The 17,112-nt window shown below is 48.8% G+C and carries 15 protein-coding genes and 1 pseudogene; 9 read left to right on the top strand and 7 right to left on the bottom strand.

The annotated features are described in order from the left end of the window. Window positions 1-14: 14 nt before the first annotated feature. Both malF and malE read right to left on the bottom strand, forming a co-directional pair. Window positions 15-1,589 carry a maltose ABC transporter permease MalF gene (gene malF, locus RS889_RS18330; RefSeq protein ID WP_315708278.1) on the bottom strand — a complete coding sequence of 525 codons (1,575 nt, stop codon included), beginning with the start codon at window positions 1,587-1,589 and terminating at the stop codon, window positions 15-17. 61 nt (window positions 1,590-1,650) lie between these two features. Continuing rightward, a complete protein-coding gene (malE, locus tag RS889_RS18325; protein ID WP_315708277.1) occupies window positions 1,651-2,865 on the bottom strand; it encodes a maltose/maltodextrin ABC transporter substrate-binding protein MalE in 1,215 nt (404 codons plus the stop codon). A 441-nt stretch (window positions 2,866-3,306) separates the two neighbouring features. Between malE and malK the strand changes: the two genes are divergently transcribed. From malK to malM, 3 genes are all read left to right on the top strand, one after another. Further along, on the top strand, window positions 3,307-4,416 hold the full coding sequence (gene malK / locus RS889_RS18320; RefSeq protein WP_315708276.1) for a maltose/maltodextrin ABC transporter ATP-binding protein MalK: 1,110 nt from the start codon (window positions 3,307-3,309) through the stop codon (window positions 4,414-4,416). Between the two features lie 32 nt (window positions 4,417-4,448). Then, complete coding sequence (locus RS889_RS18315) at window positions 4,449-5,744, top strand: maltoporin (RefSeq protein ID WP_021014673.1); 1,296 nt, start codon at window positions 4,449-4,451, stop codon at window positions 5,742-5,744. A 228-nt stretch (window positions 5,745-5,972) separates the two neighbouring features. Further along, entirely contained in the window at window positions 5,973-6,872 is a 900-nt protein-coding gene (gene malM, locus RS889_RS18310; protein ID WP_315708275.1) for a maltose operon protein MalM, read from the top strand. Window positions 6,873-7,092: 220 nt separating this feature from the next. Here malM and RS889_RS18305 read toward each other — a convergent pair whose 3' ends face one another. After that, window positions 7,093-7,977: a LysR substrate-binding domain-containing protein gene (locus RS889_RS18305; protein WP_315708274.1), complete on the bottom strand. Its 885-nt coding sequence runs from the start codon at window positions 7,975-7,977 to the stop codon at window positions 7,093-7,095. 157 nt (window positions 7,978-8,134) lie between these two features. Between RS889_RS18305 and RS889_RS18300 the strand changes: the two genes are divergently transcribed. The 3 genes from RS889_RS18300 to RS889_RS18290 are packed head-to-tail and all read left to right on the top strand — an operon-like array spanning window position 8,135 to window position 9,885. Then, window positions 8,135-8,674 (top strand): sugar ABC transporter, encoded by a 540-nt coding sequence (locus RS889_RS18300; protein ID WP_315708273.1) that lies wholly within the window; start codon window positions 8,135-8,137, stop codon window positions 8,672-8,674. Between the two features lie 7 nt (window positions 8,675-8,681). Continuing rightward, on the top strand, window positions 8,682-9,008 hold the full coding sequence (locus RS889_RS18295; protein WP_315708272.1) for a hypothetical protein: 327 nt from the start codon (window positions 8,682-8,684) through the stop codon (window positions 9,006-9,008). A gap of 25 nt (window positions 9,009-9,033) precedes the next feature. Further along, window positions 9,034-9,885 (top strand): MBL fold metallo-hydrolase, encoded by an 852-nt coding sequence (locus RS889_RS18290; protein WP_315708271.1) that lies wholly within the window; start codon window positions 9,034-9,036, stop codon window positions 9,883-9,885. A gap of 92 nt (window positions 9,886-9,977) precedes the next feature. Here the strand turns inward: RS889_RS18290 and RS889_RS18285 are convergent. From RS889_RS18285 to RS889_RS18270, 4 genes and pseudogenes are all read right to left on the bottom strand, one after another. Next, window positions 9,978-10,097 (bottom strand): annotated as a pseudogene (locus tag RS889_RS18285) (integrase core domain-containing protein); the annotation flags it as partial. A 64-nt stretch (window positions 10,098-10,161) separates the two neighbouring features. After that, complete coding sequence (locus RS889_RS18280; RefSeq protein ID WP_315708270.1) at window positions 10,162-11,589, bottom strand: glycoside-pentoside-hexuronide (GPH):cation symporter; 1,428 nt, start codon at window positions 11,587-11,589, stop codon at window positions 10,162-10,164. A 13-nt stretch (window positions 11,590-11,602) separates the two neighbouring features. Continuing rightward, window positions 11,603-13,930, bottom strand: a complete 2,328-nt coding sequence (gene yicI / locus RS889_RS18275) for an alpha-xylosidase (RefSeq protein WP_315708269.1) — start codon at window positions 13,928-13,930, stop codon at window positions 11,603-11,605. Window positions 13,931-14,179: 249 nt separating this feature from the next. Then, a complete protein-coding gene (locus tag RS889_RS18270; protein ID WP_315708268.1) occupies window positions 14,180-14,593 on the bottom strand; it encodes a MarR family winged helix-turn-helix transcriptional regulator in 414 nt (137 codons plus the stop codon). A gap of 212 nt (window positions 14,594-14,805) precedes the next feature. Here RS889_RS18270 and RS889_RS18265 point away from each other — a divergent pair, with 212 nt between their 5' ends. From RS889_RS18265 to RS889_RS18255, 3 genes are read left to right on the top strand one after another with little or no spacing between them, the layout of a single operon-like run. Continuing rightward, window positions 14,806-15,405, top strand: coding sequence for a non-oxidative hydroxyarylic acid decarboxylases subunit B (locus RS889_RS18265; RefSeq protein ID WP_315708267.1), 600 nt, complete (start codon window positions 14,806-14,808; stop codon window positions 15,403-15,405). A 2-nt stretch (window positions 15,406-15,407) separates the two neighbouring features. Next, the gene (locus RS889_RS18260) at window positions 15,408-16,835 is read left to right on the top strand and encodes a non-oxidative hydroxyarylic acid decarboxylases subunit C (protein ID WP_315708266.1); all 1,428 of its coding nucleotides are present in this window, start codon (window positions 15,408-15,410) and stop codon (window positions 16,833-16,835) included. Window positions 16,836-16,846: 11 nt separating this feature from the next. Further along, a complete protein-coding gene (locus RS889_RS18255; protein WP_315708265.1) occupies window positions 16,847-17,077 on the top strand; it encodes a non-oxidative hydroxyarylic acid decarboxylases subunit D in 231 nt (76 codons plus the stop codon). The last annotated feature ends 35 nt before the right edge of the window (window positions 17,078-17,112 follow it).

The raw sequence follows: 17,112 nt of genomic DNA, 5'->3' as shown, positions 1-17,112 counted from the left end.
TTCTCCTTGGTCGGCTAGTCGAACTTCATTCGGCTGGCTTTCAGATTCACAATCGCCAGCGCACCCACCAGAATGAAAATCAGCGTCGCAATGGCCGCAGCCAGCCCGAAGTCCTGCCCGCCTCCGCCTTCAAAGGCGATGCGGTAGGTGTAGCTGACCAGCAGGTCGGTGTAGCCGGCGGGTGTGGTAGTGCCGAGCATATCCGGGCCACCATTGGTCAGCAACTGAATGAGCACGAAGTTGTTAAAGTTAAAGGCAAAACTGGCGATCATCAGCGGCGTCAGCGGTTTGATAAGCAGCGGTAGCGTGATGCGAAAAAAGTTCTGCATTGGCGTTGCGCCGTCCATGGCGGAGGCCTCATAGAGATCCTCGGGAACGGCTTTCAGCAGGCCCATACACAGGATCATCATGTACGGATAACCCAGCCAGGTATTGACGATGATAATCATGGTTTTGGCGGTCAGCGGGTCACTGAACCACGCCGGTCTGATGCCGAACAGGCTGCTGAGCATCAAATTGATTTCCCCGAAACTCTGGTTGAACAATCCTTTGAAAATGAGAATGGAAATAAACGCCGGTACCGCGTAGGGCAGGATCAGCAGCACCCGATAAACCGCTTTGCCTTTCAGTTCCTCCCACTGCACCACGCAGGCCAGCACCATGCCGACGGCCACGGTCAGGACCACGGTCAGCAGCGAGAAAATAATGGTCCAGATGAAGATCGACAAGAACGGCTTCTGTATGCCGTCGTCATGCAGTACGCGCAGGAAGTTGGCCCAGCCGATGTTGACGGTAAATCCGGGGCTGAGTTTTTCGGCTTGCCATTCGCCGTTGGCGTTCACCGCCTGATAAAAACCGCTCTTCATGTTGGGACGGTAAGTGACGCCGGTTTTCACATTGGTCAGCTGTTTGCCATCGGCGGATTTTTTATACAGCGGCTGACTGGCAGAAAATTGGCGCAGTGAACTCATGCGCAGGGTTTCTCCATCGGGAAGCTGTGCTGTCAGTTCTCCCAGCGCCTGGCGGTTTTGGGTAATCACCCGCAGCCCGGCTTTTTCACCCTGCGGCATCGGCGCGGGTGCCAGCGTCAGGGTCTGCGGTGTGGTGGCGTTGAAATCAAACGGTGCGGACACCAATATAGCGCCGCTATCAGGCGCCTTCAGCACCAGGCGCCAGCGATCCGTCTTTTCACCTGCCGGATACAGGCCAAATGGATAGGTTTTTTCGGCCTGAAACTGGCGATCCATCAGTACTGACTGGGCGCGTTCAAAGGTCAGCTGGTTAGTACTGCTGTAATTGGTAAAGGCGATAAAAATGGTACATACCAGCGGAAACAACACGAATAACGACATGCCGGCCAGACCGGGATACACGTAGCGCCATGAATAAGCGCGGCGGTTAGTGTAAATATAGAGGCCGACGGAGGAGAGCAGCAGCGTCAGCATGGCAAACAAATATTCTCCCTGCGCATACATCAGTACGATCAGGTAACCGGTGATCAGTGCGAACAGGCCAATAATCAGCCCCTTCAGAACATCGCTTATCTGCCGTTTTTTGCGAATAGGCAGTCCGGTTTGAGCTGCTTGCATAGGGTTCTCATCCTTCAGGTTGCTGTGGCGGGAAGACGTTTCCCGCCGTTTTATTTACGTATTATTTGATGATGCGTGTTTCTGCTTCTTTCAGCGCCTGTTTCACGGTCTGACGGCCATTAATGGCATTGATAATCGCACTGCGCTCGGCGTACCAGAAGGCGCTCATCTGCGGGATGTTCGGCATAATTTCACCCATTTTTGCGTTAGCCATGGTAGCGGCAATCCGCGGATCTTTCTCTAGCTTTTCCTGATAAGACTTCAGCGCCACGGCACCCAGCGGTTTATCTTTATTGACGGCGGCCAGACCTTCATCGGTTATCAGATAGTGTTCGAGAAACTCTTTCGCGAGATCTTTGTTCGGGCTGGCTGCGTTAATGCCAGCGGACAGTACGCCGACAAACGGTTTGGACGGTTTCCCGTGGAAGGTTGGCAGCAGGGTAACGCCGTAGTTGATTTTGCTCTTGTCGATGTTTGACCACGCCCACGGACCGTCGATGGTCATTGCGGTCTGCCCCTTGTTGAAGGCCGCTTCAGCAATGGAGTAGTCGGTGTCGGCGTTGATGTGCTTGTTCTTCACCATATCGATGATGAATTGCAGACCTGCCTGTGAACCTGCGTTGTTCACACCCGTGTCTTTAATGTTGTATTTGCCGTTTTCGTACTTGTATGCGTAACCGCCGTCAGCGGCGATGATTGGCCAGGTGAAGTAGGGTTCCTGTAGGTTCCACATGATGGCGCTTTTACCTTTGGCGCGCAGCGCCGTATCCAATGCCGGGATCTCTTCCCAGGTTTTCGGGGGGGTCTTGATAATGTCTTTGTTATAAATCAGCGATAGCGCTTCAACGGCGATCGGATAGCCAATCAGCTTGCCGTTGAAGGTTACGGCATCCCAGGTGAAAGGAAAGAGTTTGTCCTTGAAGGCCTGGTCCGGGTTGATCTCAGCCAGCAGACCTGACTGTGCGTAGCCACCAAAGCGGTCATGGGCCCAGAAGATAATGTCCGGGCCATCGCCGGTGGCGGCCACCTGCGGATACTTCTCCTCCAGTTTATCTGGATGTTCCACCAAGACCGGAATGCCGGTGTCTTTCTCGAATTTTTTACCGACTTCCGCCAGCCCGTTATAGCCCTTGTCACCGTTGATCCAGATAACCAGTTTGCCTTCTTCTATTTTGGCAAAGGCAGAGGAGGACAGTACCAGCGTAGCCAGCGCTGACAGTGCCAGAGTGCGTTTGACCAATTTCTTTATGTGAAAAGTCTTAATGCTGATAGTCATAATCCAATCCTTTTGAGTTTCTGTAGGGAGTCGGGTTTTTACATGAAGTTTGGATGCTTATCAAAGATGAAGAAAAGCGTACCGGACTAGTGTCGGCGATAAGGCCGTATGGCTTCATCATCCCCAGCTCTACGCCCCCGGCTCTGGTTGTGTGATCCAGTTAACACTGCCGCGCTTTCTGTGGAGGAACACTCAAAAACCGGGGTGGCATTTTGCCGTTAAGATCACGAATTTGACTTTTGGTGTGAACTTTCAGCCTGTTATGCAAAAGGCTCATCCTCCTTTGTCCTCCCCCATGAAAAACTTTGTTACGGATGATTACCCAATTCGCTATTTCCCTCACGCTATTCGCTGACATTCAGTTTCCTTGCTGACAAGGCTCATCACCTCACACTTGCCTTGCTTCACAGGACTTTTTACCAGTCAGTTCAGGAGTCGGGTATGGCAGGCGTATCACTTCGTAATCTCTATAAGGCCTTTGGCGAAACAGTTATTTCAAAAGACGTAAACATTGAGATTGAAGAGGGCGAGTTCGTGGTGTTTGTCGGGCCATCCGGTTGCGGGAAATCCACCCTGTTACGCATGATTGCTGGTCTTGAAGACATTACCTCCGGCGAGTTGCTGATTGGCGACAAGCGTATGAATGAAGTTCCTCCGGCGGAACGCGGCATCGGTATGGTGTTTCAGTCATATGCCCTTTATCCCCATATGTCGGTGGCGGAAAACATGTCTTTCGGCCTAAAGCTGGCCGGTAGCAAAAAAGTGGAGATCGCCCAGCGGGTGAATCAGGTGGCCGAGATTCTGCAACTGGCTCATCTGCTTGACCGCCGCCCCAAAGCGCTCTCCGGTGGACAGCGTCAGCGTGTGGCGATTGGTCGCACGCTAGTGGCTGAACCCAACGTATTTTTACTCGATGAACCACTGTCCAACCTCGATGCTGCCCTGCGCGTACAGATGCGTATTGAGATCTCTCGCCTGCATAAGCGTCTGAAACGCACAATGATTTACGTCACCCACGATCAGATCGAAGCCATGACGCTAGCCGATAAGATCGTGGTGCTTGATGCCGGTCGCGTGGCGCAAATCGGTAAGCCCCTCACGCTTTACCACTATCCAGCCAACCGCTTTGTTGCCGGATTTATTGGCTCGCCAAAAATGAATTTCCTGCCGGTGAAAGTCACCGGTGCTGAACCTGAGCGTGTGCAAATCGAATTGCCAGATCGCCAGCGCGTCTGGCTGCCGGTAGAAGGCCTCGATGTCACGGTTGGTTCCAATCTGTCTCTGGGGATCCGTCCCGAACACTTATTACCGAGCGATCTCGCCGAAGTGGCGCTGTCCGGTTTGGTGCAGGTAGTCGAACAGCTCGGCAACGAAACTCAGATTCATATCCAGATCCCGGCTATCCGTCAAAACCTGGTGTACCGCCAGAACGACGTAGTGCTGGTAGAAGAAGGTGCAACATTCGCTATTGGCTTGCCGCCACATCGCTGTCACTTGTTCCGCGAGGACGGGACTGCGTGCCGACGGCTACACCCGGAGCCTGGCGTTTAAAGCACGCATCCCCCTACAGGAGAATAATGATGATGATAACTCTGCGTAAATACTCTCTGCCGCTGGCTATTGCGGCAGGCATTTTTTCTACACAAGCCATGGCAGTGGACTTCACTGGTTACGCACGTTCTGGCATCGGCTGGACCGGCAGCGGTGGTGAGCAGCAGTGTTTCAAAACGACAGGGGCTGACAGCAAATACCGTCTGGGTAACGAATGTGAGACTTATGCCGAGTTAAAGCTTGGGCAGGAAGTGTGGAAAGAAGGGGATAAGAGCTTCTATTTTGACACCAACGTGGCGTATTCCGTTTCACAACAGAACGATTGGGAATCAACCAGTCCGGCTTTCCGCGAAGCGAACGTTAAGGGTAAAAACCTGATCGAATGGCTACCGGGATCGACAATCTGGGCCGGCAAACGTTTCTACCAGCGCCATGACATCCACATGATCGATTTCTACTACTGGGATATCTCCGGCCCGGGTGCTGGTCTGGAAGATGTGGATCTGGGCTTTGGTAAATTGTCTTTAGCGGCGACGCGTAACACCGAAAGCGGCGGATCTTATGGCTATATCGCTAACCAGCGTAACGAAGTGCCGACGTCAAACGACGTTTTCGATGCGCGCCTGGCCGGTCTGAACCTAAACCCCGGTGGTGTACTTGAACTGGGGGTGGATTACGGGCGTGCCAATGCACGTGACGGCTATTCCCTTGCTAATGATGCGACCAAAGATGGCGTGATGCTGACCGCAGAACACACGCAAAGCATCTATAACGGCTACAACAAGTTTGTACTGCAATACGCCACTGATTCAATGACTGACCCGACGACGGGGGCGGCAACCGGTCACTCCAATGGTGCCAGCATCAATAATAATGGCCATATGGTGCGTGTAATCGACCATGGTGCGATTGACTTCAACGATACCTGGGGCCTGATGTACGTAGCGATGTATCAGGATGTCAACCGTGACAACAATAACGGCACCACCTGGTATACCGTGGGTGTCCGTCCGATGTACAAATGGACGCCAGTCATGAGCACCTTGCTGGAAGTCGGTTACGACAATGTGAAATCTCAGCGCACCAGCGATACCAACGGACAATATAAAGTCACGCTGGCGCAACAGTGGCAGGCAGGCGATAGCATCTGGTCTCGCCCGGCCATCCGCGTCTTCGCCACGTACGCAAAATGGGATGAAAAATGGGGTTATGACACCGACAGCGGTATAAATAACGGCCTGGCCATGAGCGACACCAGTTTACAGACTTTCAGCCGTGGTAAAGACAGTGAAGTTACCTTCGGAGCCCAGATGGAAATCTGGTGGTAATTTTTCTGTCCTCCTTCGCGCCGCTGGTGCGTTGGCTGCCCGTCTCGCCCCGGTCATGTACTGATGTACGCTCCCGGGGACTTGGCCGGTTGCCGCCTTCCAGCAACACGAATGAGTTAGGAAAAAAAGTGGAAACCTCTACAAATAATTCGCAGTAACTAGATGTGCTGGCTGGCGGGATGTTTAGGCTGACCGCTAGCCTTCATGGTGATTCAAAAGGAAATAACGATGAAAAAAAATCTGCTGTCACTGTGTCTGTCGCTGAGCCTGTTGGCTACTGTACCTGCGGGAGTGAATGCGGCGCAAAATGATGCGTCAATTGCGCCAATGATCTCTGCTCAGACTTTACATCATTTACCCTGGACGCCGCTGGTTCCGCCAGTAACACAGGATGTCACGCTGAGTACCACAGGTGTACAAATTAATCAGGGGGATATTCAGGGGGCAGTAGGTGCGTTTGCATTGCCTGCGGACCGTGGGTCGCTGGAAATAACCCTGACCAGCATCGCGAACGGTAAAACCGTCTACGCACCTAATGTGTTGGTTCTGGACGAACAGATGCGCCCGGCGGCTTATTACCCGTCAAGCTACTTCCCGTATGAAAAACCAGGCATTGTCTCCAGCGATCGCCTGGAAGGCACCTTGAAACTGACGCCAGCGCTGGGTCAAAAACAAATTTACCTGCTGGTGTACACCACTAAAAAAGATCTGGCTGAAACCACCCAGATGACTAACCCGGCGAAAGCCTATGCTGCCGGTGTCGGTAACGCCGTGCCGGATATTCCGGATCCGGTGGCCCGTCATACGTCGTCCGGCATCCTGAGCATTAAAGTCCGTGCCGAGCAGAAATCCGGAAACATCATGATCGGCCAGGCTCTGAACGTTAACAGCGCCACAGATGCGTCGGCTGTTGGACCCGTCGTCGTTGGCCAGCAACCAGCACTTTCTGCGACGCCAGCTAAACCGTCTCAACCGATGCTGTCGGATTCTGAAAACTACTACAACAACGCAATTAAGAAAGCCGTGAAAGCCGGGGACGTTGATAAGGCGCTGAAATTACTTGATGAAGCTGAACGTCTGGGGTCGAAAACTGCCCGCAAGACGTTTATTGAAAGCGTTAAGCACTAAAATCGTTATGCTTTGTTCCTCCTTTGCCAAGGGGAGGAGCAAAGGTATTCATGCTCCTTAATACCGAACGGAATCCCGGCTTTCAATCTCGGCATCGCGTCAGGAGCGATGTTGGGTAGTTCGCCAACCGTGTGAAATCCACGTTTTTAACTCGTAGTTAGATATGAATTTATTTTGATTTTACGTCTTCCATTACGTTGTCTGGCAGAGGCATTTTTCATCAGTTTCTCGCCTCTTCCAATAGCCATTCCCGGAAAGTGATTAGCGCTCCTTCATTCTGAGCCGCGGTTCCTGGAAGAACGAGACAGAAGTTTTTCGTTACTGTTTTTGCTTCCGGCCACGGAGCAACCAGCTTTCCCTCATGAATTTCCGCTTCGATGTAGATCCGAGGAACAAGTGCGACGCCCAGTCCAGCCAGAGCTGATGCAATTGACATGGTGTGCAGATCGTAGCGGACGCCAGCTGAAGGGTTTTCCAGCACAATGCCTGTCTCATGTGCGTAATTTTCCCATGCGTCCGGGTTCTGGCGTCGGTGTATGCGTGGCAGTGTATTCAGTAAAACGTTGACATCTTTTCCTGTCAGGAGTGTCGGATGGCAGACCGGTACCAGTACCTCCTGAAATAGGCGGAATATACTCATGCCTGCCCAGGCGGGGTGTTCAAAATGAACCGCTGCATCAAAACCACTTCCGGGAAGCACAAACGGTTCGGTTCGTTCAGCAAGATGGAGAGTAATTCCAGGGTGCTTATCCTGGAAGCGGCCCAGGCGGGGAATAAGCCACCGGCTAGCAAATGTCGGAATTACAGCAATTTCAAGGCTTGCGCTGCTTGAAGGTAAGCCTCTCAGATACTGGCTATCCCTGTCCAGACGTTCAAGAATTTCACGCACCTGTAGGGCATACCTGGCGCCGTTGGAACTCAGACTAACTCTGTTCCCCGCCCGGTCAAACAGTTTACATGCCAGGAACTCTTCGAGCCGTGCAATCTGCCGGCTGATAGCGCCTTCGGTCAGGGCCAGCTCCCCGGCTGCGCGTGCAAAGCTGCCGTGCCTTGCTGCCGCTTCGAAGGCCATGAGAGCTGACGTACTGGGTATTTTACGACGCATTTCTGCCTCCGGGTAATGATGTCCTACATTGACATAATGTCACTGAAGGATGAGATTAAATCGATTTCTGCCGTGTATTCTGACATGTAGCATGACTAAACATCATTATGCAATATGAGTCAGCGTATGGCTCACGAGTAAGAGAAGAGGTCAGTTAATGTTTTATACGGTGGAATGCACTTATACCGACCCGGACAGTGAAACCGGATGGAATGAATTTTATAGTTCAGAGAAGTTACCGGCGCTTGTCTCAGTAACCGGATTCAGTACATCTCAACGGTTTAGGGCTATTACCGACGGATGTCCTGTGTATCTGGCTATCCATACTGTTCGGGATCCTGGTGTGCTTGACAGTGAGGAATACCGACAAAAAGGTGGCGGAAATTTTTCCCGCTGGCAGCGGCATATTTCAGACTGGCACCGGAATCTCTATGATGGCGTGAATGCCGCGCCAGCTGTTGCGGAAAATGAGATTATGGTACTTAGCCTATCCCCTGTTGACTTTCTTGAATGTGAAATAGGGGTGATGCCGCTTGAATTACGGGCAGTGGGGCTCGAAAAATCACCGGCACAACGTTGGCTCTACGTGTTGTCACAGAAAGATTCAGGACTTATTTCTGGTTCTTCCGCAGGTATTTACCGTTACGAACCGATGACGAAGCAACTGAAAAACGGTTCTGTTTCTCCTATAGAGTAGATTCCTGATGCCAAATATTTCTTTCTATATCTCTGACGATAAATTCGATGAATTAACCGGACTTCCTGCGCTAACTCATCGGTGCGCAGAGCTCTGCACGGGCATACTGCAAGCTGAACCGGATAAAGTACACATCATATACATTGCCATCCGGCACGGACGTGGGCATCCGGTTTATGCAGAAGTCCGCTACCGCCTTGAACCGCACCGTACACCGGAAGTTATGGCATCTTTCATGAGCGACCTGGAGGCTGTAATTCAGCAGGAGATCGGCCTGATGGCGCGGATCCGCTGCTTTGGATCTGCACCATCGCAGATATATTCGCGCAATTAACACTCAGCATTCAGGAGACCTGACGATGAGCAATTTCCCCTTGGTGACAAAAAGTATTGGTAGTTTTTCCGTTATGGCAATCAGTGATGGTGACATGGCCATAGACCTGAATATGTTATCCGGCATTGAGTCTGATAAAGCTGAACATATACAGCGATCTGCCAGTATTGCAGTTCCTGGTAATATTCATATTAATTGTTATCTTGTTCGTGGTATGGGGAGAACTATCCTTATAGATTCCGGCACCGGAGGCCCGAACCAGAAGGGCGGTAGACTGGTAAATAACCTGCTTGCCGCAGGAGTTAACCCACAGGATATTGATACCGTCCTTCTGACTCACGGGCATCCTGATCATATTGGCGGCCTGATCGATTCTGATGGCAACAGCGTGTTTACCGACGCGAAACTCTGCATTCATCCGCGTGAAGCTGCATACTGGCTGAATGACGATAATTTATATGGGGCGAGTGAAAGGGCAAAGGGTAATTTTTCGCTGGCCCGGCGTGTTCTTGACGTATACCGTCAGAATCTGCACCTCTTGGATGAGGATGACGTGGTTCCCGGCCTCCGGGCCATTCTGTTACCCGGACATACTCCAGGGCATACAGGATACCGCATTGATTCGGGTGGAGAGAGCCTGCTGATCTGGGGCGATATCGTTCATTTTCCCTATATTCAGGTTTTACATCCGGATGTCACCATCGCCTTTGATTACGACCCCGGGCAGGCGGTAAAAACACGTAAAATGATTCTGGAATCAGCCGCCAGAGAGAAACTCTTGGTTGCCGGGATGCACTTTGGAGAAGCCGCATTTGCTCATATCGGCGCTTTTCAGGATGGACACTGTATTGAATATGTACCGGCAACGTCCATATAGTTATTTAGCTGGTGACATTACAATTTCGGCCTGGTTGATCAAAGAGAAGCGATCTGTTTTTGTCGTGCATAAATAACCGGCGGCAGATTTCAGAATGGGCTGTGTAGCCGCTCTGCGTTATATTCTGTACGCCAGTTTTCTATTAAATATCACATCTCTGACAATGCCTTAAATAGATACATATCCAGTATTTCTGTTCTCAGTGTTTCATTGCGACATGGAGAGGCTCCAGCTTCCTAAATTAAGGATGAAATCCCGGAAAGGGGATCTTCTCAACTACTTTGGCTCCGGGGGAACTGGCTCGTTTACTTTATTAGAAAAACGTCCATGCTCTAAGTCATGTATGATGTTTTTCACTTTACCTTCTGTTAAATCATAGCGTTTGAATTTCAGGTATAGACCTGTAATTAAGTATAAAATCGCTGGGAATACCGTGAAGATAATCAAAATACCATTCAGAGTTTCTTGTGTCTGCTGTATTGGTTTGCCGTCAACCGCGCTTTGAAAACCAAACCATGCAAGCCCCCATCCAATTAGAGCACCACCAACGGCAACACCAAGTTTAATGGTAAAAATATTAGCTGCAATATTCATCCCTGTAATACGACGGCCCGTTTTCCATTCACCATAGTTGTTAGCATCTGTAATCATTGACCACTGTAGTGGGCCATTTGCACCTTGTAGTGTTTGTAAGAATAGGTATAAACATAGTGCTACTATCCAGTCGTCTCCAGGAATCACGAAGAATAGTAATCCGGCTAAACCTAGTAATATATTGTTCCAGATAGATAATTGGATTTTACAGAAACGGTCGCTAAATGGTTTGGCAATGAGGCTGCCCAACATGCTGAATATCGTTGTGCCTAATAGGAAATATGAGGCTATATCAGTATCTTTATTCAATATGTAAGTAACATAATACAAAATCATACCGGCACGAATGACCAAGGATACCAACATGGTGAAGTTATAGACTGCAAGAATCCTCCACTGGTCGTTTTTAACCAAGAGTTTCAAGTCACGAATAATATCCATGTTTTCTTCGCTTAGGGGCTGAACACGTTCTTTTGTAAATGAAAAGCAGAATAAGAACATTAAGCAGCCAAGCACACCGAAAATAGCCATTGCCATCTGGATGCCCGCAGCTCTATCCCCGGGAGACAAGTAGTCGGCTAGCGGAAGAATTGCCGCTGTACCTAAAGCGCCACCAATTGGAGCAATAGCGAAGCGATATGATTGAAGCGACATATTCTCTTTTGGATCAGCCGTAATAACTGCACCTAAAGAACAATAAGGGATATTAATCGCAGTATACATTAACGTCATGAAGACATAGGTTGCGACAGCAAAGATGATTTTCCCCGTTTCGCCATAATCTGGAACTGTGTATACCAATATTGTACTAACAGCAAATGGAATACTGATGATTAATAAATATGGGCGGAAACGTCCCCAGCGAGTAACAGTATTATCTGCAATGGCGCCCATAATTGGGTCAGTAAAAGCATCCAATAAGCGTACTGCTAAAAAAATAGTACCCATGATTGCCGGGGATAACCCATAAATATCAGTATAGAAATAAGCTAAGATAGCGACACAGGAGTCGAATACTATATGGCTGGCAGCATCCCCCATGCCGTAGCCAATTTTCTCCTTTGAAGATATTTTTTCAGTTAGTTGTGTAGGTTGAGTTGAACTAGTCATCAGATTATTTCCTTTATGCTTCCAATTTAATTTGGAAGCGATGTATTTCAGCCTCAGTTATTGCTTCAATAGAAACCCGCTCATTTTGAATTGTGCCAGACACACTTAAGCTGTGTGGTTTCAGCCCATGTAGTTGTAGCGTTAGATTTGTTATTTGACCTTCAACCGTCACATCTAAGTCCGTTGAATTACGGGTCACATAAACAGTGGCTTCTGTTTTATTATCAGGATTGATGATTCGAGCATGAGAGGTATGACCATCAGACAGTTGGTACAAGTGGAATTGAGCATTAGCAATAAAGTCATAATCCACTGCTGTTTGATCAACACTAGAAGCTAACAAGGTATTAGGGCGAATATATAGAGGCAGGCTCATGAAATCGTAAGTTTCTTGATACCATTTACCACCTTCAACCACTTCACCCGTTAGAAGATGCGTCCATTTACCTTGTGGCAGATAGTAATTTACATCTCCTTTTTCGCTAAATACTGGAGCGACTAGCAGGTTATCACCTAGCATGTATTGAAGATCAAGGTTGTGCGTAGTTAGATCTTGTTCGAAATCAAGCCACATAGCACGCATCATTGGGGTGCCAGTCTCTTTTGCTTTATGAGCCATAGAGTACAGGTAGGGCATTAAATTAGCTTTCAGCTTGGTAAAGCTTCTTACTACATCACAAGACTCTTCGTCATATGCCCAGGGCACACGGTAAGATTTACTACCATGTAAACGACTATGACTTGATAGCAAACCAAATGCACACCAACGTTTATATAGATGCGCTGGGGCGGTATTTTCAAATCCACCAATATCATGACTCCAGAAGCCGAACCCTGAGAGACCGAGTGATAGGCCACCTCGTAAGCTTTCAGCCATTGATTCATACGTGGCATAACAGTCCCCTCCCCAATGGACAGGGAATTGTTGACTACCGGCAGTTGCTGAGCGAGCAAATAGTGCTGCTTGATATTGGCCTAATTTTCTTTCTAGAACTCGATACACTAATGCGTTGTATAAGAAGGTATAGTAGTTGTGCATTTTTTGAGGGCATGCGCCACTAAACCATTGAACGTCTGTTGGTATACGTTCACCAAAGTCGGTCTTGAAGCTATCGACGCCCATGTCGATGAGTCGTTCTAAATGGGATTCATACCATTTGCATGCTTCTGGGTTAGTGAAATCTACAATACCCATTCCTGCTTGCCAGTGATCCCACTGCCATATGTCACCCTCAAGGTTCTTAAGCAAATAACCTTTTTGTGCCGCTTCTTCAAATAATGGTGATTTTTGACCTAAGTAAGAGTTGATCCAAACACAAATTTTCAAGCCTTTTGTTTTTAGGCGAGCGAGCATTGCTTCTGGATCTGGAAATGTTTTGTCATCCCACTGAAAATCACACCACTGATATGGTTTCATCCAGAAACAATCGAAGTGAAATACGTGAAGAGGTATATCACGTTCGATCATGCCATCGATAAATGAGTTTACAGTAGCTTCATCGTAATTGGTTGTGAATGAGGTCGTTAACCAAAGACCAAATGTCCAGGCTGGTGGTAAACCTGGACGGCCGGTTAATTGGGTATAGTTATTTAATACGTCTTTACCCGTAGGGCCATCAATCACGTAATATGAAAGTGATTCACCTTCAACGCTAAACTGAACTTTGGATACTTTTTCTGATGCGACTTCGAAGGAGACATTTTCTGGGTGGTCAACAAAAACACCGTAACCTTTGTTTGTCATATAAAATGGGATGTTTTTGTAAGCCTGCTCTGTACTGGTGCCACCATCTTTATTCCAGGTTTCAACTTGTTGACCATTTTTGACCAGGGCAGTAAAACGCTCACCTAATCCGTAAACCAGTTCACCAACACCAAGATCTAGACGTTCAAAAAAGTAGTTCTTGCCGGCTTGCTTATCCATTGCATAGCCTGATGATGTCGTCGTGGATTTAGTAACTTCAACACCATTATGATAAAAGCTAATTCCCCAACTGCTTTTTTCTATATGAACTTCTAAGGTACCGTTTTGAGCGATCAGCACATCATCGGTTTCTGTTACTTCAAATTGGACATGTTTTTCCGCTAGTTCAAAGTGTGGGCCTTTGTCTTTTTTACCTTTGAAGTGCGCATAACGAACGCCAATTACATTAGTTATCGGTGCTGTTAGCGTGATAGTAAAAAGGGGAGAGCCAATTTGATTCTCTCTGATTTTTCCGTCGACAGGCGAAGCGTACACGGTAATTTCATTATTTCTGGTACGTTGGTACTCAAAGAGGTGAACAGGCGATATCAGATTTAAGTGATCCTGGATTAACCAGTTGCCATCACTAATTTTCATACAGAACCCCTTATTCCAGAATAAAATAGTCCTATTTTTAACTACATATTTATGATTTTTGAATGGAAATAAAATTGTTTAAATTCATATTCCAGTTACGATATTTTTTAAATGTGACCTGGGTCTCCGCGAATCCTTATATTATATGGGCTCAACAGGTTAGTCTTCAGGATGTGGGTCAGCGCTATGGAAGCTGGTGATCTAACACAGGCCAGGGAATCAACTCGCTACGAGGATATGCGAAGATCCTTAAGTATCCAACATGGCCTTCAGCAGACACACCAGGTCATCGCGTTGATTGGCAGAAATTCGTGACAGAAACGCAGTGTCAATATCGTTGGCCACCGGACGGGCGCGTTGCAATACCTGTAGCCCTTTGTCGGTCAGAAAGATAAAGCGTCGGCGCTTGTCATCGTCACGTTGATGTCTTACTAACAGGCCTTTTTTTTCCATCCTCTTTAGCATTTCAGCCAGCGTGGCCTTGGTGCTGAGCGCCGCATCAATCAAATCCATCTGTTCAATTCCCGGCTGCTCGGCGACGACGCAGAGCACGACATATTGTTGCTTAGTGAGTTCAGGCAGCAATTTTTGCCATAGCGAGGTATGTTCCTGGAAAAGCTGTCGCATCAGGTGAAATGGGATATTTCTGAGAACTTTTGTCATTGTAACGTGATTTCATCAATTCAAACTGTGGCCGTACCATCGCAAAAAGTGGTGGCTACAGCAATACCCGCCTGATTGAGTAATCTGTGAGTGAGTAAAATATTGCCATCAGGTTCGTGTAAGAACTTTTTTTATGGCTAGCTTGTTTGTCGCGAGATAACAGGGTATCGTGAATTATTGTTCTTATACGAACAATATGTAGGGGAAATGCCATGAGGCTAATTATTGGGATCACTGGCGCGACAGGTGCGCCCTTAGGCATTGCCTTGCTAAAGGCGCTTAAATTGATATCTGAGGTTGAAACCCATCTTGTCATATCGAGGTGGGCCAAAACTACTATTGAGCTTGAGACACCTTACACTACCCGCGATGTAGCCGATATGGCGAATGTGGTGCACGGCCCGGCAAACCAGGCTGCGTCGATCTCTTCAGGCTCTTTTCATACCGACGGTATGATCATTATTCCTTGCAGTATGAAAACCCTGGCCGGTATCCGTGCCGGTTATGCCGACGGCCTCATCGGGCGCGCTGCAGATGTGGTATTGAAAGAGGGACGTAAGCTTGTCCTGGTCCCCCGCGAAACGCCTCTCAGCACCCTTCATCTGGAAAACATGCTGGCCTTGTCACGCATGGGGGTGGCGATAGTCCCTCCTATGCCGGCTTTTTATAACCATCCCGAAACCATTGAGGATGTGACAGACCACATTGTTGCACGCGTTCTCGATCAGTTCGGCCTTGATTATCCCAAGGCGCGACGCTGGCAAGGGTTGCGAGATTCAAAACTGAATAATGACCTGAGACATGAGGATTAAAAATGGCATTTGATGATCTGCGTAGTTATTTAAAGGCGCTGGATGAGCAGGGACAATTGCTCAACATCAGCGAAGAGGTGCAGGCCGAGCCCGATATCGCGGCGGCGGCGAACTCCACCGGACGTATCGGCGAAGGCGCGCCGGCACTTTCGTTCACTAACATCAGTGGATTCAGGGATGCACATGTTGTCATGAATACCATTGGCTCGTGGCAAAACCATGCTATCGCACTGGGGTTGCCCCTTAACACACCAGTGAAGCAGCAAATTGATGAATTCATCCGTCGCTGGGATAATTTTCCAGTGGCACCGGAGCGTCGCGAGAACCCAGCTTGGGCGGAAAATGTGATGGACGGTGAAGACATTAATCTGTTCGACATTCTGCCGCTATTTCGATTGAACGATGGCGATGGTGGCTTCTATCTCGACAAAGCCTGCGTGGTTAGCCGTGATCCGCTCGATCCGAATCACTTCGGCAAACAGAATGTGGGTATCTACCGCATGGAAGTCAAAGGCAAACGTAAGCTGGGTTTGCAGCCGGTGCCGATGCATGACATCGCTTTGCATCTGCATAAAGCGGAAGAGCGGGGTGAAGATTTGCCCATTGTGATTACTTTGGGCAATGACCCCATTATCACGCTGATGGGCGCCACCCCCCTTAAATATGATCAGTCGGAGTATGAAATGGCCGGCGCGTTACGTGAACGCCCGTATCCTATCGCTACCGCTCCGCTGACCGGTTTCGATGTGCCCTGGGGGTCGGAAGTCATTCTTGAAGGCGTGATCGAAGGGCGTAAACGTGAAATTGAAGGGCCTTTTGGAGAATTCACCGGCCACTACTCGGGGGGACGCAATATGGCGGTGGTGCGTATCGATAAAGTTTCATATCGCACCAAGCCGATTTTTGAATCTCTTTATCTTGGCATGCCCTGGACTGAAATTGATTATCTGATAGGGCCGGCGACCTGTGTGCCTCTTTATCAGCAATTAAAAGCGGAATTTCCCGAAGTACAAGCAGTTAATGCCATGTATACCCACGGTCTATTGGCGATTATCTCCACCAAAAAACGCTATGGCGGTTTTGCCCGGGCGGTAGGACTGCGTGCGATGACCACGCCGCATGGTCTGGGTTATGTGAAAATGGTAATCATGGTGGATGAGGATGTCGATCCGTTTAATCTGCCGCAGGTCATGTGGGCACTCTCGTCAAAAGTGAATCCGGCGGGCGATTTGGTGCAACTACCCAACATGTCGGTGTTGGAACTCGATCCTGGCTCAAGCCCCGCAGGCATCACCGACAAGTTGATCATTGACGCTACCACACCTGTCGCACCCGATATGCGTGGACATTACAGCCAGCCGGTAAAAGACCTGCCTGAAACAGTGCGTTGGGTGGAGAAATTGACCGCTCTTCTGGCCAATCGTAATTAAGGAGAATAAGTATGATATGTCCACGTTGTACAGATGAACAGATTGAAGTCATGGCCAAATCGCCAGTAACCGGCATTTGGACGGTATATCAATGCCAGCATTGTTTGTATACCTGGCGCGATACCGAACCTGAGCGCCGGACTCAGCGCGAACATTATCCGGAGGCTTTTCGTATGACGCAGAAGGATATTGATAACGCACCTGAAGTGCCGGTCATTCCTCCTCTTTTGGCGAAGTCATAATTATTTCCCAGTGGGCATTATGCTCACTGTTCTTA

Origin of the sequence: Brenneria uluponensis (assembly GCF_032395385.1) — a bacterium.
Taxonomy (GTDB): Bacteria; Pseudomonadota; Gammaproteobacteria; order Enterobacterales; family Enterobacteriaceae; genus Prodigiosinella; species Prodigiosinella aquatilis.
Note: the sequence above shows the minus strand (reverse complement) of the source record. Positions and strands in the feature narration are given on the sequence as shown.